This is a genomic window from Streptomyces yongxingensis (assembly GCF_055597465.1).
The window spans coordinates 5,790,008-5,811,625 of sequence record NZ_CM145717.1; the positions used below are offsets into that span (position 1 = coordinate 5,790,008).

The window sequence follows — 21,618 nt, forward strand, 5'->3', positions numbered from 1 at the left end:
AGCGATGTCCTCGCTCTACCACCCCACCGTCGCGCGGCTCACCTACCGGGCCCTGCTCGGCCGCCGCCGCGCGCTGATCCTCTTCACCCTCCCCGGTCTGCTGCTGATCATCTCGCTCGCCGTACGGCTGCTGACCGGAGCGGACGACGACACGGCCGACGCGATCCTCGGCGGCTTCGCGATGGCCACCATGGTCCCGCTGATCGGCGTGATCGCCGGTACGGGCGCGATCGGCCCGGAGATCGACGACGGCTCGGTCATCTATCTGCTGGCCAAGCCGGTGAAGCGGCCGACGATCATCGTCACCAAGCTGATCGTGGCGATCGGCGTCACGGTCGCCTTCTCCGCGATCCCCACCCTGCTCGCGGGCTTCGTGCTGAACGGCAACGCGAATCAGCTGGCCGTCGGCTACGCCGTCGCCGCCGCCGTGGCCTCCGTCGCCTACAGCGCGGTCTTCCTGCTGCTGGGCACCGTGACCCGGCACGCGGTGATCGCGGGGCTGGTCTACGCCCTGGTGTGGGAGACCTTCTTCGGCAGCCTGGTCGCCGGGGCCCGCAAGCTGAGCGTGCAGCAGTGGGCGCTGGCGCTCGCGCAGAAGGTCGCGGACGGCGATGTGATCACGTCGGACGTCGGCCTGGCGACCGGCGTCATCCTGCTGCTGGCCGTGACCGTGGCCGCGACCTGGTACGCGGGCCGCAAGCTGCGCACGCTGACCCTCGCGGGGGAGGAGTGACCACGGAGTGACCACCGGCGCGAGGTGATGCCCGCGGGGCCGCCCAGCGGTCTGTGCACGCCTTACGGTCGCCATCGCGCCGGGACGGGCGGAGCGGCCACCGGTCGTCTCCGCGGTGGCGGCGGTCGTCGGAATGACGGCCGCCGCCACCGCGTGTCTGTGAAGGCGTGAAGCCGCTCAGGCGGAGGGGGACGGATCTTCGGACCGCTCAGGCGCAGGGGGACGGACCTTCGGACCGCTCAGGACCGGATCTTGCGGTCGCGGCCCGCGCCCAGGCCCAGCACCGCCAGCGCCCCGCACACCGCCAGCATCAGCGTGAGTGGCAGCGCCCAGCCGCCGGTGGTCTGGTGCACCACGCCGAGCGCCAGCGGGCCCACCGCGGCCAGCAGATAGCCCCAGGTCTGCGCCATGCCGGACAGCCGCGCCGAGGTGTGGGCGTCCCCGGTCCGCAGCACCATCATGGTCAGCGCGAGCCCCACGGACCCGCCCTGCCCGACGCCGATCAGCGCCGCCCACACCCACGCCCCGGCGGCGGGAGCCACCAGCAGGCCCGCGATACCGGCAGCCATCAGCGCCGCGACGGCGACGGCCGGCGTCCGCTGGGAGCGCATCCGCCCGGCCAGGGTGGGCACCACGAACGAACCGACCATCTGCAGCATGGTGCTGAACGCGAACACCAGCCCGGCGGTGCTCTTGCTCATGCCGTGGTCGGTGAAGATCGTCGGCAGCCACGCGATGCAGACGTACGCGATCGACGACTGCAGCCCCATGAACAGCGTCACCTGCCAGGCCAGCACGGAGCGGCCCAGCCGCGGCCCCGCGTCCGGCGTCGCCCTTACGGGCGTCGCCGCGGGCTCGCCGTGATGCGTGCCACGGCGCGCGAGCACCGTCTGCGGTATCCAGACCAGCGCCGCGACCGCCGCCAGCAGCGACCAGGAGGCAAGCGACCCCCGCCAGCCGCCGAGCGCGTTCTCCAGGGGCACGGCGGAGGCGGCGGAGACCGTCGCCCCGCCGATCATCGAGGTGGTGTAGAGCGCGGTCATCCCGGCGGCCCGGTGCGGGAAATCCCGCTTGACCAGGCCCGGCATCAGCACATTGAGGAACGCGATCCCGCTGCCGACGAGTGCGCCCCCGGCGAAGAGCGCCGGCACGGGCGGCGCCACCCGCAGCAGTATGCCGCCGAGCAGCAGCACCAGCGCGCTCAGCAGCACCGCCTCGGTGCCCCAGCGCCGGGCGAGCCGGGGCGCGAAGGGCGAGGCCAGCCCCATGAAGATCAGCGGAACGGTGGTGACCAGGCTGCTCATGGTCGAGGACAGCCCGAAGTGGCCGCTGATCTCGCCGAGGAGCGGGGAGACCCCGGCGAGCGCGGCCCGCATGTTGAGCGACGCCAGCACGATGCCGGTCAGGAGAAGCGCGGGGTGGGCCCGCAGGGTACGCCGCGCGGCGGTCACCTCGGGGGTCGGCCGCAGATCCGTCTCGGCGTCCACGAGCAGGGGCTCGGCCTCGGGGCCGGGGGTGTGCGGGCGTGGCAAGAAGAACTCCGTTCCGTAGTGATGAGGTGAGGCGGCCGGGCGCTACGAGACCCGTGGAGAGGGGCCTCAGCCGGTGGCGAGCAGCGCCTCGATGGCGCGTTTTGGCGCCTCCAGCAGCGCCCGAGCCGCCGCCTCGGCGGCCGCCGGGTCGCCGGAGGCGATCGCGTCGACCAGGGCACGATGGTCGGCGGGGACGATGCTCGGCACCTCGCGGTCGCCGAGCGAGGCCACCAGCGAGTCCCGCACCGAGCTGCTGAACCAGCCGTAGGTCGCGCTCAGCGCGGCGTTGTGCGCGGCGTCCACCACGGCGGTGTGGAACTCGAGGTCCTGGGCGGCGTGCAGCTCATGGTGGCCGACGGCGGGCCGCTCCCCGCCCCGCGCGAACGCCTCGAGCGACTCCAGCGCCGCCCGCATCCGCCGCAGATCGGCGGGGCTGTGCCGGAGCGCGGCCAGCCGCGCGCCCTCCGCCTCCAGCGCGATCCGCAGCTCCAGCACATCCCGGATCCCGGCGCGCCGCACATCCCGCATGACCTCGGAAGGGTCGGTCGTGGAGACCACGAAGGTGCCCTCGCCCTGCCGGGACTGCAGCATCCCCGCGTGCACGAGGACGCGGACCGCCTCGCGGACCGTGTTCCGGCCGACCTGGAGCTGCTCGGCGAGGGCATGCTCGGTGGGCACGCGGTCCCCGACCCGCCACTCACCCTCGGTGAGCTGCGCGCGCAACTGCTCCACCACGGTGTCGACCAGCGACCGCCGCCCCGCCGCCCGCAACGCCATCCCTCTCGGCTCCCTCACATCGGTCATCGATTCACCCGGTTGCCCAATCATCCTACAACTCGTGTGGCCGAACTCGACTGGTGGCCGAGCTGCCGCGGCTCCTGGCGCCGGACGGCGGGGCCACCGCCGCCGGGCCCGCCGTCCCCGCCCCGGCCGCCCGCCCCCGCCCCGGCCGCCGATGGCGACGACCCGATCGCGATCGTCGGGATGAGCTGCCGCTTCCCCGGCGGGGTGCGCTCGCCTGCGGAGCTGTGGCGGCTGCCGGCCGAAGGACGGGACGCCATCGGCCCCTTCCCCGACGACCGCGGCCGGCACGCCGAGCTGGGCAGCCCCCGGCACGCCCGGGGACGGGGACCACGCACCGGCCGGTGGCTTCCTGGGGGCCCTCACACCGCGAGGGGCGGGCGCTGTCGGGCGCCTGCCCCTCGCGTCTCGCTTCGGCCACCGCTCAGGCGTGGACCGGCTCCGACGGGGATATCTCAGGGGTCGGCTTCGGGGGCGTGCCGCCGGGGCCGCCGCGGACGACGGCGAGGACCAGCAGGCCCGCCGCCAGGGCCGCGATGCCCGCGATGACGCAGATGCGGTCGAGACCGGCCGCGAACGACTCGTGTACCAGGGCACGCGCCGCGTCCGCCCGGGCCGGGGGCGCGGCGGCGATCACGGCGTCGGCGTGGCCGCCGCTGATGGCCTCGGCGGCCTGCCCGGCCGCGCGGGCCGGGACGGTGTCGCCGCCCTCGACCATGTCCCGCACCCGCGTCGCGAACACCGTGCCCAGGACGGCGATCCCCAGCGCATAGCCCAGTTGCCGGAAGGTGTTCACCGCGCCGCTGGCCATGCCCGCCCGCTCCGGCGGGGCCGAGCCGAGGGCCGCCGAGACCAGCACCGGCATGGCCAGGCCGATCCCCAGACCGGCCAGGGCCAGGCCGGGGACGAAGGCGGTCCAGTCCGCGTCCGGGGTCACCATCGCCGCGTTGACCAGCGCGCCCGCGCCCACCAGCAGCAGTCCGCCGCCGAGCGCCCGCCCGGGGGCGACCCGTTCCAGCAGCCGTCCGCCCGCCGCGCCGACGACGAGCGAGACGCCCGCCATCGGCGTCACCGCGAGCCCTGCCCGCACCGGGCTCATCCCCAGCACCGACTGCAGCCAGAGCCCGGCGTAGGTGAGGTACGGGAAGGCCGCCGCCTGGAGCAGCAGGGCCGCCGCCATCAGCACCGCGAACGTCGGGCGGCGCATCAGCCCCAGGTCCAGCAGCGGCTGCCGCTTCCCGCGCTCCAGCAGGACGAAGGCGAGCAGCGCGACCGCGGCCGCCACCAGCGCGGTGACCGTGCCGGTGTCGGCCCAGCCCTCCTCGCCGCCGCGCATCAGCCCGTACGTCAGCGCCCCGGCGCACACGGTGAACGAGGCGGCGCCCGGCCAGTCGATGCGCACCCCCGCCGCGCCGCGCGACTCCTCGATGGAGCGGACCGTGATCCACACCGCGATCGCCGTCAGCGGCAGATTGACCAGGAAGATCGCGCGCCAGTCGACGTACTCGGTCAGCACCCCGCCCAGCACCGGGCCGACCGCCGCGGCCGCCCCGCTCGTACCGCCCCACACGCCGAAGGCGATCCCGCGGTCGCGTCCGGAGTACGTGGCCATCAGCAGCGGGGTGTTGGTGGCGAACATGGCCGCGGCCCCCACCCCCTGCACGGCGCGGGCCGCGATCAGCACCCCGGCGTCCGGTGCCAGACCGCAGACCAGGGAGGAGATCGCGAACACCGCGAGGCCGACGAGATACAGCCGCCGCCGTCCGAAGAGGTCCGCCGCCGATCCGGCCACCATCAGCAGCGCGGCCAGCGCCAGCGCGTAGATGTCCATCACCCACTGGAGGGAGGTGAAGGACGCGTCCAGCCCCCGTGCCACCTGGGGCAGCGCGGTGTTCACGATCGTGACGTCTATCAACAGCATGAAGTTGCCGAGGGTGATGGCGGCGAGCGGCCACCATGATCTGCGCATGACTGACTCCGGGATCCGGCACATTCCGACAAAGGGATGCGGGGCCGACCCCGAGGGCGGTTCCCGCGGCTCTTACGGTCGCCCCGACCCGGCTGCTTCTCCCAGCCGGCCCCTGCCCCGGCGGCGATATCCGACGCCCGCTAGCTTGGTGCGGTGGAATCCGACGCGTACGACGACCTGGACCGGGCGCTGGTGCACGCCCTCCAGCTCGACGGCCGGGCCCCCTTCAGCCGGCTCGCCGAGGTGCTGGGCGTCTCCGACCAGACCGTGGCCCGCCGCTACACCCGGCTGCGGACGACCGGAGCGCTGCGGGTGCTGGGGCTCACCGACCCGGCGGCCGTCGGCGACGTGGTCTGGATGGTGCGGGTGCGGTGTCTGCCGGACGCCGCCCTGCCGGTGGCCGAGGCGCTGGCCCGGCGGCCCGACACCTCCTGGGTGCATGTGCTCTCCGACGGCACCGAGGTCGCCGCGTCGACACGGGCGGCGTCCGGCCAGGACAGCGACGCCCTGCTGCTGCGCAAACTCCCCCAGACGCCACGGGTGGTGGGGGTGAGCGCGCACTGCGTGCTGCATGAGTACTTCGGCGGGGAACAGGGCCTGGTCAACAAGTCCGACGCGCTGACGCCCGAGCAGATCGCGCGGCTGCGCACGCCCGCCCCGGACCGGTCGAAGGGCCCGCGCGGACCGGTGAGCGCCGGGGACCGCAAGCTGCTGGACGTCCTCGCGGGGGACGGGCGGGCACCGCTGGCCGAACTGGCCGCCGCCACCGGCTGGTCGCAGTCGACGGTGCGCCGCCGGCTGGCCGATCTGCGCGCCGACGGCACCCTGTACTTCGACGTCGACTACTCCCACCGGCTGTTCAGCCAGGGCGTCACCACCGCGATATGGCTGTCGGTACGGCCGTCGGAGCTCGCCGCCACCGGGCAGACGCTCGCGAACCACCCCGAGGTGGCGTTCGCATGTGCGACCACCGGAACGAAGAATCTGCTGGCGACCGTGGTCTGCGCCGATGTCCCGGCCCTCTACACCTATCTGACGACCCGTATCGCCGAGCTGACCTCCGTGCGGGACATGGAGACCTCCCCGATCCTCCGCAGGGTCAAGGGCCCGGGGCCGCTGCTCACGCCTCCCTCCCGGGTGCCCTGGCGTCCCTCCTGAACGGCCCGCGTACCAGCGGTAGTTGGAGAAAACTCCGAAACTCTGGTGGTTGAACTCTGTTCATCTCTACGTCGATGTAGATCTTGACGGTTGTCAGGGACCTGGCGAACTCTTGGCGTGCGCTGGATCACACCGGGCGCCGCCCCCTCCCTTCGCCACGAGCTTTTGAGGGGGTGTCAGGAGTGAAAAACGGAGGGAACCCGAATGCGTCGCCTCGTCACGAGTCTCGCCGCCACCGCGGTCACCGCGGCCGCCACCATCGCCCTGGCCGCACCCGCCCAGGCGGTTCCCGCGGACAAGCAGCAGGTCCTCGCCGGCTGGACCCAGACCAGCGCCAGCAGCTACAACACCTGGCTCGCGGCGCGGAACAACCAGGGTGCCTGGGCCGCCTACCAGTTCGACTGGTCCACCGACTACTGCAGCAGCTCCCCCGACAACCCGTTCGGCTTCCCCTTCCAGACCGCCTGCGCCCGGCATGACTTCGGCTACCGCAACCACAAGGCGATGGGCATCTTCGACGCCAACAAGGCGCGGCTCGACAGCGCCTTCTACGAGGACCTGAAGCGGGTGTGCAGCGCGTACAGCGGCGCCACCAAGACGTCGTGCGACGGCACGGCCTGGACGTACTACCAGGCGGTCAAGGTCTTCGGCTGACCCCGCCGGGAGCGGGCCCGCAGGCCACGGCCGAGGGCCCGATTCCCACGGCAGCGGATCCGATTCCCACGGCAGCGGATCCGATCCCCGCGGCAGAGGGCCCGATTCCCGCTGCCGAGCCAAAGCCCGGATGCCGGGCGCGGTCCGCCGAGGCGGCCGCACCGGCATCCGGCCGGTTCACCTGCTCGCCGCTGCCGCCGGGAAGAGCCGCTCCAGCACCACGGCGATGCCGTCCTCCGCATTGGACGCGGTGATCTCGTCGGCGACGGCCTTGAGGTCCTGGTGCGCGTTCGCCATCGCGACCGCGTGCTCGGCCCAGCCGAACATCGGGATGTCATTGGGCATGTCGCCGAAGGCGATCGCGTCCTCGGCGGTCATCCCCAGCCGGCGCGCGGCCATCGACAGGCCCGTGGCCTTCGTCAGCCCCAGCGGCAGCAGCTCCACCAGCCCGGTGCCGGCCATCGTCACCCCGACCAGGCCCCCGGCGGCCGTCCGGGCGGCGTCCGCGAGCGCGTCGTCGCCCAGCTCGGCGTGCTGGATGTAGAGCTTGCTGATGGGCTGTGACCACAGCTCGGCCGGCTCCGTGAACGGCACCAGGGACATCCCGTCGTGGTCCATCCGGTACCCCTCGCCGAACAGCACCTCGCCGTCCAGCCCGTCGCGGGCCGCGGCCAGGAACAGCGGGCCGATCTCCGCCTCGATCTTCTCCAGCGCCAGCAGCGCCACCTGGCGGTCCAGCGTGACGGAGGTCAGCAGCCGGTGCTCACCCGCGTGGTAGAGCTGTGCGCCCTGGCCGCACACCGCGAGCCCCTCGTAGCCGAGGTCGTCGAGTATGTGCCGGGCCACCGGGACGGTCCGCCCGGTGACCACGATGTGCGCGGCGCCCGCCGCGGTGGCCGCGGCGAGCGCGTCACGGGTCCGCGCCGAGACGGTGTGGTCGGGGCGCAGCAGCGTCCCGTCGAGATCGGTCGCGACCAGGCGGTACGGAAGGACGTCGCCGCCGCTCACCGCGCGACCGGTTCCAGGACCTCGCGCCCGCCGAGGAACGGCCGCAGCGCCTCGGGCACCCGCACCGAGCCGTCGGCCCGCTGGTGGTTCTCGAGGATCGCGACGATGGTCCGGGTGATCGCGCACAGCGTGCCGTTGAGCGTGGCCAGCGGACGGACCCGCTTGCCCTCGCGCATCCGGATCGACAGCCGCCGCGACTGGAACTCGGTGGTGTTGGAGGTCGAGGTCAGCTCGCGGTACTTGCCCTGCGTCGGGATCCACGCCTCGCAGTCGAACTTCCGCGTCGCCGACGAGCCCAGGTCACCCGAGGCCAGGTCAACCACCCGGAACGGCAGCTCCAGCGAGGTCAGCCACTGCTTCTCCCACTCCAGCAGCCGCTGGTGCTCGGCCTCGGCCTCCTCCGGCGTCGTGTAGACGAACATCTCGACCTTGTCGAACTGGTGCACCCGGAAGATCCCCCGGGTGTCCTTGCCGTACGACCCGGCCTCACGGCGGAAACAGGAGGAGAACCCGGCGTAGCGCCGCGGCAGCTGGTCCGCCTCCAGGATCTCGTCCATGTGGTACGCGGCCAGCGGCACCTCGGAGGTGCCCACCAGGAAGAGGTCGTCCTTGTCGAGGTGGTAGACGTCCTCGGCGGCCTGGCCGAGGAAGCCGGTGCCCTCCATGGCCTTCGGCTTGACCAGCGCCGGGGTGAGCACCGGGGTGAAGCCCGCCGCGGTGGCCTGCGCCATCGCCGCGTTCACCAGTGCGAACTCCAGCAGGGCGCCGATGCCGGTCAGGTAGTAGAAGCGGGAGCCGGAGACCTTGGCGCCGCGCTCGGTGTCGATCGCGCCGAGCAGTTCGCCGAGCTCCAGGTGGTCCTTGGGCGCGAAGCCCTCGGCCTCGAAGTCGCGCGGGGTGCCGACGGTCTCCAGGACGGCGAAGTCGTCCTCGCCGCCGACCGGGACCTCGGGGTGGACCAGATTGCCCAGCTGGAGCAGGAGCCGCTGGGTCTCCTCGGCGGCCGCGTCCTGCTCGGCGTCGGCCGCCTTGACGGCGGCGGAGAGCTCGCCCGCCTTCTTCAGCAGCTCGGCCTTCTCGTCACCGGAGGCTTTGGGGATGAGCTTGCCGAGCGCCTTCTGCTCGGCGCGCAGCTCGTCGAAGTGGACACTGGAGGACCTGCGCCGCTCGTCGGCGGTCAGGAGCGCGTCGACGATGCCGACGTCCTCTCCACGAGCGCGCTGGGAGGCGCGCACACGATCGGGGTCCTCACGGAGCAGGCGAAGGTCAATCACCCCCCCAGGTTACCGGTGTGACCTCGGGCGCTCGACGCGATATTCCTTTGCGCCCCGTTTTGCCCCCTTTTGGGGCTGTGGGTAAACCGGGGAATTCCTGTGACGGCCGCCGTCAAGGAATGCTTCCGCATTCCCCGAAAAGGGGCAAAGAGGCGGCGCCGAGTCGACCTTCTTCCCTTGTGCGCAAGGTGAGTTGGGGATTGGTTGTCCACAGGCGTGGAGGGAATCCCCGAAGTTATCCACAGGCTGTGTGTGGGATCTGTGGATGTCGCAGTGATCGCTGAGGCCGCCCGAATGCTCGGCGATGGATTCCCCTATCAAACCGCGTTCACACACTCCACAAGAGAGGAATCCCTCACTCCAAAGAGTTGGTCGAGCGAATTGGGGTGACAAGTGAGCGATGTCCGGCGAAGGCGGTGAATCCGAAGAGTGTCGCGATGTGTCCGCTGTGCCGGATTGGGGATGTCGACTTATCCCCAGCGCCAGGCATCAGCCTGTGGATAACTTTTCCGCAGCGATTCTGTTGATCCCCAGCGTTCGGCGCGGGTCCGGCTCAGGCCCGGCCGTCCTGGCAGCGGGCCAGCCACTCCGCCGCCTCCGTGAACGCCTCGTCCGACGTCCCGTGCCGCAGCGGCGCCAGGTCCTCGGCCGTCACACCCGCCCGGGGGTACGAGCCCAGGAACCGCACCTTCGGGCAGATCCGCTTCAGGCCCATCAGGGCCGAGCCCACCCGCCGGTCGGTGATGTGCCCCTCACAGTCCACCGAGAAGCAGTAGCGGCCGATGCCCTCGCCGGTCGGGCGCGACTCGATCCGCATCATGTTGACCCCGCGCGCGGAGAACTCCTGGAGCAGCTCCAGCAGCGCGCCCGGGTGGTCGTCACCGAGCCAGATCACCACGGAGGTCTTGTCCGCGCCCGTCCGGGCGGCGGGCCGGGCCGGGCGGCCGGCCAGCACGAAGCGGGTCATCGCGTTCTGCGCGTCGTGGATGTCGGTGACCAGCGGCTCCAGACCGTACCTGGACGCCGCGAACTCGCCCGCGAACGCCGCGTCGTACCGCCCCTCCTGCACCAGCCGCGCACCGTCCGCGTTCGAGGCGGCCGACTCCCATACGGTGTCCGGGAGGTTCGCCGCCAGCCAGTTGCGGACCTGGGGCTGGGCCACCGGGTGCCCGGTGACCGTCTTGATGTCCGCGAGCGCGGTGCCCGGCCGCACCAGCAGCGCGAAGCTGATGGAGAGCAGCACCTCGCGGTAGATCATCAGCGGTTCACCGGTGGCGAGCTCGTCGAGGGTCGCGGTGACCCCGCCCTCGACCGAGTTCTCGATGGGCACCAGGGCGGCCGCCGCGGCTCCGGAGCGCACCGCGTCGAGCGCCACCGGCACGGAGACCATCGGCACCAGCTCCCGGGTGGCGGCCTCCGGCATGGACCGCAGCGCGGCCTCGGTGAAGGTGCCCTCGGGGCCGAGGTAGGCATAGCGGCTGGCCGACATCACGGTCGCTCCCTGTGATCAGACGAGACCGCCACGATACCCGCGCCGGCCCGGGTCGCCGACCCGCATGGTGGACACCCCTGTGGACACCCCTGGGACGCGATGCCTCGGGGCGGCTCGTCCCCTTTCCTATCCCTCCAAGAGTGCCTGACCCACGTACTCCCCCGGGGCGCAGCCCGGAGGCACCGCGAACAGCGCGCTGGCCTCGTGCCGCAGGAACCGCGACAGATCGTCGCCCAGGTCCAGCTTCCGCTGCACCGGCACGAACCCCTTCATCGGATCCGCCTGCCAGGCGATGAAAAGCAGCCCGGCGTCCGGCGCCCCGTCGTCGCGGAAGCCGTCGTGGTACGAGAAGGGCCTGCGCAGCATCGCGGCGCCCTGGTTGGACGCGGGCGCCGCGACCCGTACGTGGGCGGCGCCCGCGATGGCCAGCGCACCGTCCTTGTCGACCTTGTCGAGCTGAACCGGGGTGGTCTCGGTGCCGCCGGACAGCGGGGCGCCGTCCGACTTGCGGCGGCCGATCACCTTCTCCTGCCGCTCCAGGGAGAGGTGGTCCCAGGAGTCCAGCAGCATCCGGATGCGCCGGACGACCGCGTAGGAACCGCCCGCCATCCACGCGGGCTCGCCTCTCTCCGGTACGAAGATCCGCCGCTCGAAGTCGTCGTCGGCCGGCTTGGGGTTGTTGGTGCCGTCGATCTGGCCCATGAGGTTGCGGGTGGTCATGGGGCGGCCGGTGGCGCCGGGGGACCGGTTGAAGCCGTTCATCTGCCAGCGCAGCCGGGCCGTGTCCGCGGCCTCGCGCTGCAGGGCGCGGAGCGCGTGGAAGGCGACCAGCGCGTCATTGGCGCCGATCTGGATCCACAGATCGCCGTTGCTGCGCTTGGGGTCGAGCGCGTCCGAGACGAAGTCGGGGAGCGGGGCGAGTGCCTCCGGCAGTTGGCCCTCGACCCCCGCCTTGCCGAAGAAGGTCCGGCCGAAGCCGAAGGTGACCGTAAGGGACGAGGGACCGGCGTCGAGCGCGATCCCGGTGTCATCCGGTGGTGCCTCGCCCGCCATCAGCTCCTTGGCCGTCCGCGACCAGCGGCGCAGCAGTGCGGCGGCCGCCTTACGGTTCGCACCGGGCGCCAGGTCGAAGGCGAGGAGATGGCCGTGGGCCTGGAGGGGGGTGGTGATGCCCGCCTGGCGCCTGCCGTGGAAGGGCACGGCGGTCGCGCCCAGCGAGCTGAGGGGTTCGGGTGCCTCCCGCGTCGCCTCGGACGCGTAGGCTCCGGCGGCTCCGCCGGCGACCAGCCCGGCCGCTCCGGCGGCGCCCGCCGAACCCAGCAGACGCCGCCGGGAGATACCGGACGAGGGGGCTTGCTCTGTGGTCATTGAGCGACTTTCACGTTCCTGGTCTCCGTCACCTGGTCGATGTCGGAGGTTCGTACGGTCAGGGAGAGCTGCCAGGTGCCCGCCATGGGGAGCTGGACGGTCTTGGCGCTCCAGTGCCCGGTCGAGAGGCGCTCGAGCGGGATGCGCAGCGGCCCGATCCCCTTGCCCTTGAGCGTCAGCGACAGCTTGACCTCGGGCACGTCCACGGGACGGTCGGCCAGGTCGGTGGTGAACACGTGCAGCGCGTTGTCACCCGGCAGGGCGGGTTCGATCATCACCACGGCCTTGCCGCGTCCGCTCTTGGGACCCGTGTTGTAGGGGATCAGCACGCTCACCGGGTCGACGTTCAGCCGGTCGCCGGGTTGCGTGGCCGGGGCGGCGGCCTGCTCGGTTTCGGCCCGGCCGGGCTGGGTGCCGCTGAGTACGGTGGCCACTGCGAGCAGCACGACGGCCACGATGGTCTCGGCGATCACCGACCGGCGCAGCCCGCTGCGCTCGCGGTCGGCGTCGCGCTCCCGCAGCGTGGCGGTCTTGTCCTGGGCGGCCCGCTGACGGGCGAGCTGGGCGGCGCGCACGGAATCGCCGTTGGTGGCGCCGGTACCGGAGTCGTCGCCGGGTCCGTCACCGGACTCGGTTCCGGCGTCGGCGGCGGCGTCGGCGGGGGTGTCGACCGCACCGGTACGGACCGGCCGCGTGGCCTTCACCGGTGCCTTGCCCCCGGCCTCGGCCGCGTCGGCCGTGGCCGCGACATCGGTCCCGGCATCGCTCTCCGGCTCGGCTTCCGCGTCCGCCTCCGCGTCCGCCTCCGCGTCCGTCTTGGCCTCCGCCTCCGCCTCCGCCCCGACCGCCTCCGTGGCATCCGTAAGGCGTCCGGTCCAGCGGCGCGAGACGGCGGCGATGCCCACCAGCACCGCCACCAGACCCACCTTGACCAGCAGCCATCGCCCGTACTCGGTGTCGGTCAGCGCGCCCCAGGAGCCCACCTGCCGCCACGACTGGTACAGCCCGGTGACCACCAGGGCGACGACCGAGCCGAAGGCGAGCCGCGAGAAGCGGCGCACGGCCGCCCGCTCGATCGGCTCGCCCGCCCGGAGCGTCACCGCGAGCGAGGCCAGACCGCCCAGCCAGACCCCGACCGCGATCAGATGGATCACGTCCACCGGCATGGCCAGCTGCCGCTGCAGACCCACCGAGGCGTGCTCGGCCATCGCCCAGGTCGCGGCGAGGCCCACGGCCATCACCGTGCCGCCGAAGCCGAGCCCGAAGGCGAGGTCCTGGCGGCGCCGCGCGTCCGCCTCCCGTTCCCCGGTGCGCCGGGTGTACGAGCCGAAGAGGACGGCCAGGAAGACCGCCGCCGCGCCGAGCAGCAGCAGCCGGGACAGCAGCGCCGCGCCCGGCTTGGTGGACAGCACGTCGCCCAGCCTGCCGAGGTCGAGGACCCCGCCGATCCCCTCGCCGTCGGTGTACGGCCCGCGCAGCAGCAACAGCAGCAGGCTGGCCGTGAAGACCGTCGCCCAGCCGCCCACGGCGATCTTCCGCACCGGGCGCGAGGAGCGGCAGAGCCCGGCGAACACACAGCCGCCCACGAGCGCCGCGAAACCGCCGTAGGCGGCGTACCGGCCGATCCCGTAGAGGGTGCTGACGGTGGAGTCGGACGCCTCGCCCGTGGGCACCTTCGCCTTGGTCTTGGACGGGGCGCCGATGGAGAAGGTGAACGCGCCGCTCACCGGGTGGCTGTCCTCCGAGACCGCCTTCCACGCCACCGTGTAGGTGCCGTCCGGCAGTCCGGAGTGCAGCCCGGCGGCGGCGGTCGACGACGTGCCGCCGACATGCGCGGTCTTCCCGGTGTCCACGCGCTTGCCCTTGGGGTCGAGCACGCGCACCGAGTCGCCGGAGAGCAGCACGCCCTCCGAGAAGTTCAGCGTGACTTCCCTGGGGGCGGTCTTCACCACCGATCCGTCGGCGGGGTCGGTCGAGGTGAGCGCGGCGTGCGCGGACGCGGAGCTCGCGCCCACGCTCAGCGCGCACAGCAGCGCGGCGAGCAGGGTGCCGCAGATCGCCATCAGCCGCCGGGCGGTCGCGGTGGTCCGGGTGGGAGTCGCGGTGGGCCCGGCGGGGGCCAGGGAGGTCAGCGAGGGCATCGGGCGTCAGTCCTTGGGGCGGTACGTCGTCGGCTCGACCGGGACTTTGATCTCGATGGGGTCGGAGGTGGCGAAGTGAAGGGTGAAGCCGACCCTCTCACCGACCTTCGGCCGGTGGGTGAGGTTTGTCAGCATCAGATGATCTCCGCCGCTGGTCAGCTCGAGCCGGCCGTCGGCCGGGACATCGAGCGAGCTCACCTGCTTCATCCGGTTGCCCTTGGTGGTGTGCAGGGTGACCTCGGAGGCGAGCGGGGTGGTGACGGACGTCAGCTCGTCGGCGCCGCCACCGGCGTTCCGTACGGTCAGGTAGCCCGCCGCCATGTCGTCCATGGGCGGCTGCGAAACGTAGGCGCCGCTCACGGACAGCTTCGGGGCGCCCTTGTGGCCCGCGTGGTCCCCGCCGTTCCCGCCACCGCTGTCGTCGCTCCCGCAGGCGGCGAGAGCGGCCGACAGGCCGACGGCGAGGACCGCGGCGGCGGCCTTACGGATGCCGGGGCCGGTCGCCGTCACGGGTTCCGGCCCTCGATGATCTTCGGCAGATCCTTGGCGTAACGATCCGCCGTGGCCTCCGTCGTGTAGATCCAGTGGCCCTTGTCGTCCTTGGGCGAGAAGCCGATCACCTCGGCGCCGTGGCTGACGGTGATGCTGCCGTCCTTCTCCTTCTTCGGCTTCTCGATGTAGATGCCCAGCGGCCGGGCGGCGGCCTCGATGGTGTTGAAGTCGCCGGTCAGGCCGACGAAGTCGGTGCCGCCCTGGGCGTTCAGCCAGGAGCGGATCCGCTTGGGGGTGTCCCGGGCGGGGTCGGTGCTGACGAAGACGACCCGCAGCTTCTCCCGCTCGGCCTTGGGGAGCTTCTTCACGGCGATGCCGACGTTGCTCATGGTCAGCGGGCAGACGTCGGGGCAGTGGGTGTAGCCGAAGAAGAGCAGAGTGGGCCGGCCCTTGGTCTCCTTCAGCAGGTCGTACTTCTTGCCGTCGGTGTCGGTGAGGACGAGGTCCGGCTTGGCCTTCGCCTGGTCGAGGACGATGGCCTGCCCCGGCTTCTGGCCGCCCTTGACCTCGGCGGCGGCGTTGTCGCCCTTGCCCCCGTCGTCCGAGCCGCCGCAGGCGCTGAGGGTGAGCGCGGCGGCGGCGACGAGCGCGGTGGCCAGGATTTTGGTGCGCATGGAGCTGTTCTCCCAAGAGGGGGTGGATCGGTGGCGCGCGGGGGCGGCGGGTTCGAGGGCCCGCCGCCCCGCCGGGATCACGCGGTCGGTTCAGGACCCGTGGTCACCGGCGGTTACACGCATGCGGTGGGGTGGTAGGCGGTCAGGCGGAGCGGCGGCGGCTGGCGACCACGCCGAAGGCGACACCGGCGGCGCCGATGACGATGCCCGCGATGCCCAGCACCCGGGCGGTGGTGTCGCTGCCGCCCTCGTCGTCCGAGGCGTCCTTGGAGGCGGATTTCTCCGCTCCGGCCTTCTCGGAGTCCTTGTCCTGGGCGGATGCCGCGGCGGCGCCGTCCGAGCCCTCGGCCGGGGCGACCAGCTTGAGCACCGGCGCCGGGTTCTCGGGCTCGGCGGCGCCCTCCTTGGGCTCCTCGATCCAGCGCACGACCTCCTTGTCGTCGTACGTCTGGAGGGCCTTGAAGGCGAGCTGGTCGGCGTCGTCGGGCAGCTGGCCGACCGAGAGCGGGAACTGCTGGAACATCCCCGGCTCGATCTTGCCGCCGGTCCAGGTGACCTTGGTGACCGCCTCGGTGATCTTCTCGCCGTGCGTCTCCATGGGCTTGGGGAGCTTGGACTTGGTGACCTTGACGTCCCAGCCGGGCACCGGCTGGGGCATCACCGAGGCGAGCGGGTGGTCGGCGGGGAGGGTCACCTCGAGCTTGACGGTGGAGGAGTCGTCACGTTCGTTGGGCACCTTGAAGTTGATGGTGCTGTAGCCGCCCTTCTCGGCCTGGCCGGGCTGCACACTCACGTGCGCGAAGGCCGGGCCCGCGGTGAGCAGCACCAGGCCGCCCGCGGTGAGGCATCCGAGGACCGGCAGACGACGGAGACGCATGGCGTTCATGTCAACACTCCAGGAACAGGAATGATCAGAATGGTGGGCGCGCGTGCGGTGACGTCGCGGCCGCCCTCCGGTCCCGCTGGAGGAGCGTCGCGTCGGTCAGGCCGCGAGGTCGCAAACCGGCGGTCCCCGCCTGATCACGCTGTGCTGGAGGACGAGTGCCGTCGTCCCGCCCTCGTCCCGCTCGGCCGTGCGCGGACGGCACGGCCCGCCGTAAGGCGCCTGCGAAGGGGCCAGGAGCACCCGTACGAGCCTCAGAGCGGCGCGCAGCGCCCGTACGAGCGCGGCCTCCGCGACCCCTCGGGCCCCGTCCACCGACAGCCCCACCGCCCGCCATACGGCCATCTCGCCCCGGCGCAGCAGCCAGCCGATGGCCAGCGCGGCGAGCAGATGGCCCAGGGCCATGGGCAGCGACGGCAGCAGGCTCTCCATCCCGGCCGCCTGCCCCGCGGGGGCGGTGGACGCCGGCATGGCGTGCGGGCCACCGTGCGCGGCGGAGGGGTCGATGCCCGCGTGGGCGACGATCCGATGGGCCGTCGCGGCGTCGGGCCGTCCGGGGCCCGACGCGCACAGCAGCCTGGCGGCCAGGCCGATCACCCGGCCCTGGGCGGCGTCGGCCCGATGGGCGGCCTCCTCGGCCGCCGCGGCCCGGTCCTGCCCGAGCGCGAAGAGCGCGTGCAGCGCCAGCTGCCCGATGGCCAGCACGGCCGCGATCCCGGGCAGCGACCGCTCCCGCCCGGCCAGCGACAGCGCCACCGTGAACATCGCCGCGCAGCCCACGCCCAGCGTCCACAGCGGCACGGTGGCGCAGGAGCCCAGCACGTGCCCGGCGGCGGACAGCACGACGCAGACCGCGGTGAACACCGCGGCCCGCAGCATTCGCAGATCGGCGCCGGCACGGGCGACAGGGGAAGCCATGGCCGCGCCATCATCCCACTGGGTGGACGCGTTCCCTACGGCGGGTGGGGCGTACCGGCGCACACCAGGACAGGCCCATACACCGGTTCGCGCATCGAGCGCGTCCGCTGAATGAGCGGAGTCACGTCAATAACACGCTTACGGACCATGGACCCAGGCAATACGTAACGGTATGTCGAGCCGCGGCCGGGAGGCTGGAGCATGAGCATCTGGTGGTCACTCCATTTGCCCCGCGAGGCGGCGAGCGTTCCGCTCGCACGACGACTGCTCCTCGGCACCATGGAGACGGCCGGAGTGGATCCGGAGATCTCCTACGATCTGTCGGTCGCCCTCTCCGAGGCGTGTGCGAACGCGGTGGAGCACGGGGGTCGCGACGGCACGGGCGGGGATTATCGAGTCACGGCCTATATCGACGGCGACACCTGCCGTATCGAGGTCACCGACTCCGGTCCCGGCTTCGCCGGACGCGGCACCGTCCGCCGCGAGGCCCGCACCCGGAACGAGCGGCGTCCGGCGGGCGCGCCGAGACCACAGCAGCCGCGCAGTCCGGCCCCGCCACAGGCGGAGCACGGACGGGGGCTCTTTCTCATCGAGGCCCTCACCGACCATGTCCGCTACCGCGACCGTCCGGGTCGCGGCGGGGTGGTGGTGAGCTTCGACAAGATCCTCAAGTGGCGCGAAGGAGCGCTGCTCAGGGCGTCATAGCCGCCTTGACGTCAGGGAGCCGCCTCAACGTCGGGTGGCGCCTCGACGTCGGGTGGCCGCCTCGGCGTCAGGTGGCCGTCTGTTCGGGCGGCAGGGCGCGGCACAGCGCGTCCAGCGCCTCCGCGAACGAGTGCTCGGGCGGGGTCGCGTAGCCCACCACGAGCCCGTCGCGATGGGGTGTGGTGGCGTCCGGGTGGCGGTAGCCGCCGAGGCCGTCGAGCGCCAGCCCCTGCCAGGCGGCGGCGCGCAGGGCGGACCGCTCGGTGCCGGGCGGCAGCTCCAGCACCGCGTGCAGACCGGCGGCGATGCCGGAGACGCGGATATGGGGCGCGCGTTCGGCGAGAGCCGCGACGAGCTGATCCCGCCGACGGCGGTAGTGCTGGCGCATACGGCGCACATGGCGGTCGTACCGGCCCGATTCGATGAAGTCCGCGAGGGTCAGCTGGTCGAGGACGCCGGTCCATCCCTCGCGCTCCCCCTTGGCGGCCAGCAGGCCGTCGACCAGATGGTCCGGCAGCACCATCCAGCCCAGCCGAAGGGCCGGGGAGAGGCTCTTGCTGGCCGAGCCGAGGTAGATCACCCGGTCGGGGTCGAGGCCCTGGACGGCGCCCACCGGACGGCGGTCGTAGCGGAACTCCCCGTCGTAGTCGTCCTCCAGCACCAGACCGCCGCTCTCCCGCGCCCAGGCGACGGCCGCGGCCCGCCGCTCGGGGTGCAGCGGACCGCCGGTGGGGAACTGGTGGGCGGGGGTGAGCAGGGCCGCCCGTACGCCGTCGAGGTCGGCCAGTCCCTCCGTAAGGGCGCCATCGGCGTCCAGGGGGAGCGGGACCGTACGGATCCCGGCGGTTCTCAGGAGCGAGCGGTGGAAGGCCAGGCCGTAGGACTCGACGGCCATCCGGGGCCGCGGCAGCCGGGTGTCGCTCAGCAGCCGCAGCGCGTGCGCGAAGCCCGCGCAGACGACGATCCGGTCGGGGTCGGTGCGTACGCCGCGGACGCGGGCGAGGTAGTCGGCCAGGGCGCGGCGCAGCTCCGGGCGGCCGCGCGGATCGCCGGGGCCGAACGCCTCGTGGGGCGCGGCGGTCAGGGCGCGGCGGGCCGAGGCGAGCCAGGCGGTGCGGGGGAAGGAGGCGGCGTCCGGCTGGCCCTGGAGCAGGTTGTGCACCGGGCGCGGGGCGGGCCGGGGCCCGCGGCGGCCGCCGGTCGCCCCGGACGGCCGCCCGCCGCGCTCCCGGCCGGGCGTGCGCCGCCGGGGCGATGGCGGTGCGGGGCGGGGGGCCACCCGGGTCCCGGAGCCCTGGCGGGCGGTGAGCCAGCCCTCGGCGACCAGCTCGGCGTAGGCGTCGGCGACCGTGTTCCGGGCGATGCCCAGGTCGGCGGCGAGGGAACGGTAAGGCGGCAGCCGGGTGCCCGGGGCGAGCCGCCCGTCGCGGATGGCCGCCCGCAGCGCGGCCATCAGGGCGGTCCTGCGGCTGCCCGCGCGGGTCAGTTCCAGATGGAGGTCACTGCCGAGGATCTCCGCCGAATTGACCCATGAATCCGCCATGGAAATGCACCCTACAGAGGGTCGCTTAGCGGCCTAATTTCATTTCCATGACGACTTCGACACCGACACAGACGGCGACGACCACAGAGGCGACGGCACAGACCGCGACGACGGCGCGGCGGACGACCGGGCGGGTCAACTTCGCGAAGGCCGCCCCCAAGGCGTTCAAGGCGCTGATCAGCCTGGACGCGGCCGCTCGCGAGGGCCTGGACCCGGCCCTGGTGGAGCTGGTGCAGATCCGCTCCTCCCAGCTCAACCACTGTGCCTACTGCCTCCATATGCACACCACCGACGCCCATAAGGCGGGCGAGAGCGAGGAGCGCATCGCGCTGGTGGGGGTCTGGGCGGAGGCCCGGGAGGCCGGGTTCTACACCGAGAAGGAGCAGGCCGCCCTGGCGCTCACCGAGGCGGTCACGCTGCTGCCCGGCGGCGTCCCGGACGAGGTCTACGAGCGGGCCGCCCGGCACTTCGAGGAGCGGGAGCTGGCCCAGCTCATCGCCCTCATCTTCACGATCAACTCCTGGAACCGGATCGCGGTGACCACCCGCAAGGTGCCGGGGCAGGACTGAGCACCGTGGGGAGCGGCGCCGCCGCTCCCCACGGGACCCACGCGATCAGGCGATGAGCCGCCGCATGGCCGTCTCAGCCGGTGAGGCGGGCCATCCACGCCTCGACGTCATCGGCGGTCCGCGGCAGCGCGGCCGACAGCACGCGGTTGCCGTCCTCCGTCACCAGGATGTCGTCCTCGATCCGGACGCCGATGCCCCGGTACTCCTCCGGCACGGTCAGGTCGTCGGGCTGGAAGTACAGCCCCGGCTCGACCGTCAGGCACATTCCGGGCTCCAGGGTGCCGTCCACATAGGTCTCGGTGCGGGCCACGGCGCAGTCGTGGACGTCCATGCCGAGCATGTGGCCGGTGCCGTGCAGCGTCCAGCGGCGCTGCAGCCCCAGCTCCAGCACCCGCTCCACCGGGCCCTCGATCAAACCCCACTCGACCAGCTTGGTGGCGAGGACGCGCTGGGCGGCGTCGTGGAAGTCGCGGTACTTCGCACCCGGCCGGACCGCGGCGATGCCCGCCTCCTGCGCCTCGTAGACCGCCTCGTAGACCTTGCGCTGCAGCGGGCTGTAGGTGCCGTTCACCGGCAGGGTGCGGGTCACATCGGCGGTGTAGAGCGTGGTGGTCTCCACGCCCGCGTCCAGCAGGAGCAGCTCGCCGGAGCGGACCGGGCCGTCGTTGCGCACCCAGTGCAGGGTGGTGGCGTGCGGGCCCGCGGCGGCGATGGTGCCGTAGCCGACGTCGTTGCCCTCGACCCGGGCCCGAAGGAAGAACGTTCCTTCGATATAGCGCTCCGACGTGGCCCGCGCCTTGTCCAGAACCTTGACGACGTCCTCGAAGCCGCGGACCGTCGAGTCGACCGCCGCCTGCAGCTCCCCGATCTCGAACTCGTCCTTGACCAGGCGCTGCTCGCTGAGGAAGACCCGCAGCTCCTCGTCGCGCTCACCGGTGACCTTGTCGGTCAGGGCGGCCTCAAGACCGGCGTCGTGACCGCGCACGATACGGACCGGGCCGGTGGCGTCCCTGAGCTCGTCGGCCAGCTTGCGGACGTCCCTGGCGGGCAGGCCCAGCCGCTTCTCGGCCTCCGTAAGGCTGAGCCGGCGGCCGACCCACAGCTCGCCCTGGCCGTCCAGCCAGAACTCGCCGTTCTCCCGGTCGGAGCGCGGCAGCAGATACAGCGTCGCGGTGTGGCCGCCGCCCGCCTCGGGCTCCAGCACCAGCACACCGTCCTCGGTCTGGTCGCCGGTGAGGTACGCGTACTCGGTCGAGGCGCGGAAGCTGTAGTCCGTGTCGTTGGAGCGCGTGCGGAGATTGCCCGCGGGGATGACCAGGCGATCGCCGGGGAAGCGCGCGGAGAGCGCGGCGCGGCGGCGGGCGGTGTGCGGAGCCTGCGCGATGGGCTCCAGGTCGTGCTGCTCGGTGTCCGCCCAGCCGGACCGCATGCTCGCGGCGAGCTCGTCGGAAACGCCTGGGTACAGGCCGTTCTTCCGCTGCTTGACGGGCTCCTCGCCTTCCGGGGTCTCCGGGGCTTCGGAAGTGGGCTCCTCGGTCACGTCTTCCTCCTCGAACTGGACCCCTCCCATCGTATGTGCGGGGGCCTGACAGCCGGGAGGGCCCGCAGCGGCGGGCGACCACGGCTCCAGCGGGGACCGTGCTCCCGCTCGAGCCCCGGCCGTAAGGACGCCTCGCGTCAGCCGACGTGGGCCGCGCGTCAGCC

19 protein-coding genes and 1 pseudogene are annotated in these 21,618 nt (G+C 72.7%); 6 read left to right on the forward strand and 14 right to left on the reverse strand.

What is annotated here, in order from left to right; genetic code table 11:
• Positions 1-4 precede the first annotated feature (4 nt).
• Positions 5-733: an ABC transporter permease subunit gene (locus ACZ6TD_RS24880; RefSeq protein WP_046085481.1), complete on the forward strand. Its 729-nt coding sequence runs from the start codon at positions 5-7 to the stop codon at positions 731-733.
• Positions 734-972: 239 nt separating this feature from the next.
• Here the strand turns inward: ACZ6TD_RS24880 and ACZ6TD_RS24885 are convergent, their stop codons facing one another.
• Positions 973-2,265 carry a CynX/NimT family MFS transporter gene (locus ACZ6TD_RS24885; protein ID WP_471341734.1) on the reverse strand — a complete coding sequence of 431 codons (1,293 nt, stop codon included), beginning with the start codon at positions 2,263-2,265 and terminating at the stop codon, positions 973-975.
• A 66-nt stretch (positions 2,266-2,331) separates the two neighbouring features.
• The gene (locus ACZ6TD_RS24890) at positions 2,332-3,042 is read right to left on the reverse strand and encodes a FadR/GntR family transcriptional regulator (protein WP_471341736.1); all 711 of its coding nucleotides are present in this window, start codon (positions 3,040-3,042) and stop codon (positions 2,332-2,334) included.
• 207 nt (positions 3,043-3,249) lie between these two features.
• Between ACZ6TD_RS24890 and ACZ6TD_RS24895 the strand changes: the two are divergent.
• Positions 3,250-3,336, forward strand: a pseudogene (locus ACZ6TD_RS24895) (hypothetical protein); the annotation flags it as partial.
• A 154-nt stretch (positions 3,337-3,490) separates the two neighbouring features.
• On the opposite strand, the gene ACZ6TD_RS24900 reads toward ACZ6TD_RS24895, so the two are convergent.
• Positions 3,491-5,035: an MFS transporter gene (locus ACZ6TD_RS24900; protein ID WP_471341738.1), complete on the reverse strand. Its 1,545-nt coding sequence runs from the start codon at positions 5,033-5,035 to the stop codon at positions 3,491-3,493.
• Between the two features lie 153 nt (positions 5,036-5,188).
• On the opposite strand from ACZ6TD_RS24900, the gene ACZ6TD_RS24905 reads away from it, so the two are divergent.
• Both ACZ6TD_RS24905 and ACZ6TD_RS24910 read left to right on the forward strand, forming a co-directional pair.
• The gene (locus tag ACZ6TD_RS24905) at positions 5,189-6,193 is read left to right on the forward strand and encodes an Lrp/AsnC family transcriptional regulator (RefSeq protein ID WP_471341740.1); all 1,005 of its coding nucleotides are present in this window, start codon (positions 5,189-5,191) and stop codon (positions 6,191-6,193) included.
• Positions 6,194-6,397: 204 nt separating this feature from the next.
• On the forward strand, positions 6,398-6,847 hold the full coding sequence (locus ACZ6TD_RS24910; protein WP_137978659.1) for a phospholipase: 450 nt from the start codon (positions 6,398-6,400) through the stop codon (positions 6,845-6,847).
• Positions 6,848-7,024: 177 nt separating this feature from the next.
• Here the strand turns inward: ACZ6TD_RS24910 and ACZ6TD_RS24915 are convergent, their stop codons facing one another.
• From ACZ6TD_RS24915 to ACZ6TD_RS24955, 9 genes are all read right to left on the reverse strand, one after another.
• A complete protein-coding gene (locus tag ACZ6TD_RS24915; protein ID WP_471341742.1) occupies positions 7,025-7,855 on the reverse strand; it encodes an HAD family hydrolase in 831 nt (276 codons plus the stop codon).
• Positions 7,852-9,129, reverse strand: a complete 1,278-nt coding sequence (gene serS / locus ACZ6TD_RS24920; RefSeq protein WP_470003146.1) for a serine--tRNA ligase — start codon at positions 9,127-9,129, stop codon at positions 7,852-7,854. The genes ACZ6TD_RS24915 and serS overlap by 4 nt, the downstream gene beginning before the upstream one ends.
• Positions 9,130-9,682: 553 nt before the next feature.
• Complete coding sequence (gene pheA / locus ACZ6TD_RS24925; protein ID WP_471341744.1) at positions 9,683-10,618, reverse strand: prephenate dehydratase; 936 nt, start codon at positions 10,616-10,618, stop codon at positions 9,683-9,685.
• Between the two features lie 129 nt (positions 10,619-10,747).
• Positions 10,748-11,989 (reverse strand): iron uptake transporter deferrochelatase/peroxidase subunit, encoded by a 1,242-nt coding sequence (gene efeB, locus ACZ6TD_RS24930; RefSeq protein ID WP_471341747.1) that lies wholly within the window; start codon positions 11,987-11,989, stop codon positions 10,748-10,750.
• Positions 11,986-14,130: a copper resistance CopC/CopD family protein gene (locus ACZ6TD_RS24935; protein ID WP_471341749.1), complete on the reverse strand. Its 2,145-nt coding sequence runs from the start codon at positions 14,128-14,130 to the stop codon at positions 11,986-11,988. The genes efeB and ACZ6TD_RS24935 overlap by 4 nt, the downstream gene beginning before the upstream one ends.
• A 6-nt stretch (positions 14,131-14,136) precedes the next feature.
• Complete coding sequence (locus ACZ6TD_RS24940; protein WP_471341750.1) at positions 14,137-14,640, reverse strand: copper chaperone PCu(A)C; 504 nt, start codon at positions 14,638-14,640, stop codon at positions 14,137-14,139.
• Complete coding sequence (locus ACZ6TD_RS24945; RefSeq protein WP_471341752.1) at positions 14,637-15,296, reverse strand: SCO family protein; 660 nt, start codon at positions 15,294-15,296, stop codon at positions 14,637-14,639. The genes ACZ6TD_RS24940 and ACZ6TD_RS24945 overlap by 4 nt, the downstream gene beginning before the upstream one ends.
• A gap of 142 nt (positions 15,297-15,438) precedes the next feature.
• The gene (locus ACZ6TD_RS24950; RefSeq protein ID WP_471341754.1) at positions 15,439-16,182 is read right to left on the reverse strand and encodes a YcnI family copper-binding membrane protein; all 744 of its coding nucleotides are present in this window, start codon (positions 16,180-16,182) and stop codon (positions 15,439-15,441) included.
• Between the two features lie 96 nt (positions 16,183-16,278).
• Positions 16,279-17,097: a hypothetical protein gene (locus tag ACZ6TD_RS24955; protein ID WP_471341755.1), complete on the reverse strand. Its 819-nt coding sequence runs from the start codon at positions 17,095-17,097 to the stop codon at positions 16,279-16,281.
• A gap of 201 nt (positions 17,098-17,298) precedes the next feature.
• On the opposite strand from ACZ6TD_RS24955, the gene ACZ6TD_RS24960 reads away from it, so the two are divergent.
• The gene (locus ACZ6TD_RS24960) at positions 17,299-17,802 is read left to right on the forward strand and encodes an ATP-binding protein (RefSeq protein WP_121824507.1); all 504 of its coding nucleotides are present in this window, start codon (positions 17,299-17,301) and stop codon (positions 17,800-17,802) included.
• Positions 17,803-17,869: 67 nt separating this feature from the next.
• Here the strand turns inward: ACZ6TD_RS24960 and pdxR are convergent, their stop codons facing one another.
• Positions 17,870-19,345, reverse strand: coding sequence for a MocR-like pyridoxine biosynthesis transcription factor PdxR (gene pdxR / locus ACZ6TD_RS24965; RefSeq protein ID WP_471341757.1), 1,476 nt, complete (start codon positions 19,343-19,345; stop codon positions 17,870-17,872).
• 47 nt (positions 19,346-19,392) lie between these two features.
• On the opposite strand from pdxR, the gene ACZ6TD_RS24970 reads away from it, so the two are divergent.
• Positions 19,393-19,914 carry a carboxymuconolactone decarboxylase family protein gene (locus ACZ6TD_RS24970; protein ID WP_471341758.1) on the forward strand — a complete coding sequence of 174 codons (522 nt, stop codon included), beginning with the start codon at positions 19,393-19,395 and terminating at the stop codon, positions 19,912-19,914.
• A gap of 73 nt (positions 19,915-19,987) precedes the next feature.
• On the opposite strand, the gene ACZ6TD_RS24975 is transcribed toward ACZ6TD_RS24970, so the two are convergent.
• On the reverse strand, positions 19,988-21,484 hold the full coding sequence (locus tag ACZ6TD_RS24975; RefSeq protein ID WP_471341760.1) for an aminopeptidase P family protein: 1,497 nt from the start codon (positions 21,482-21,484) through the stop codon (positions 19,988-19,990).
• Positions 21,485-21,618: the final 134 nt, after the last annotated feature.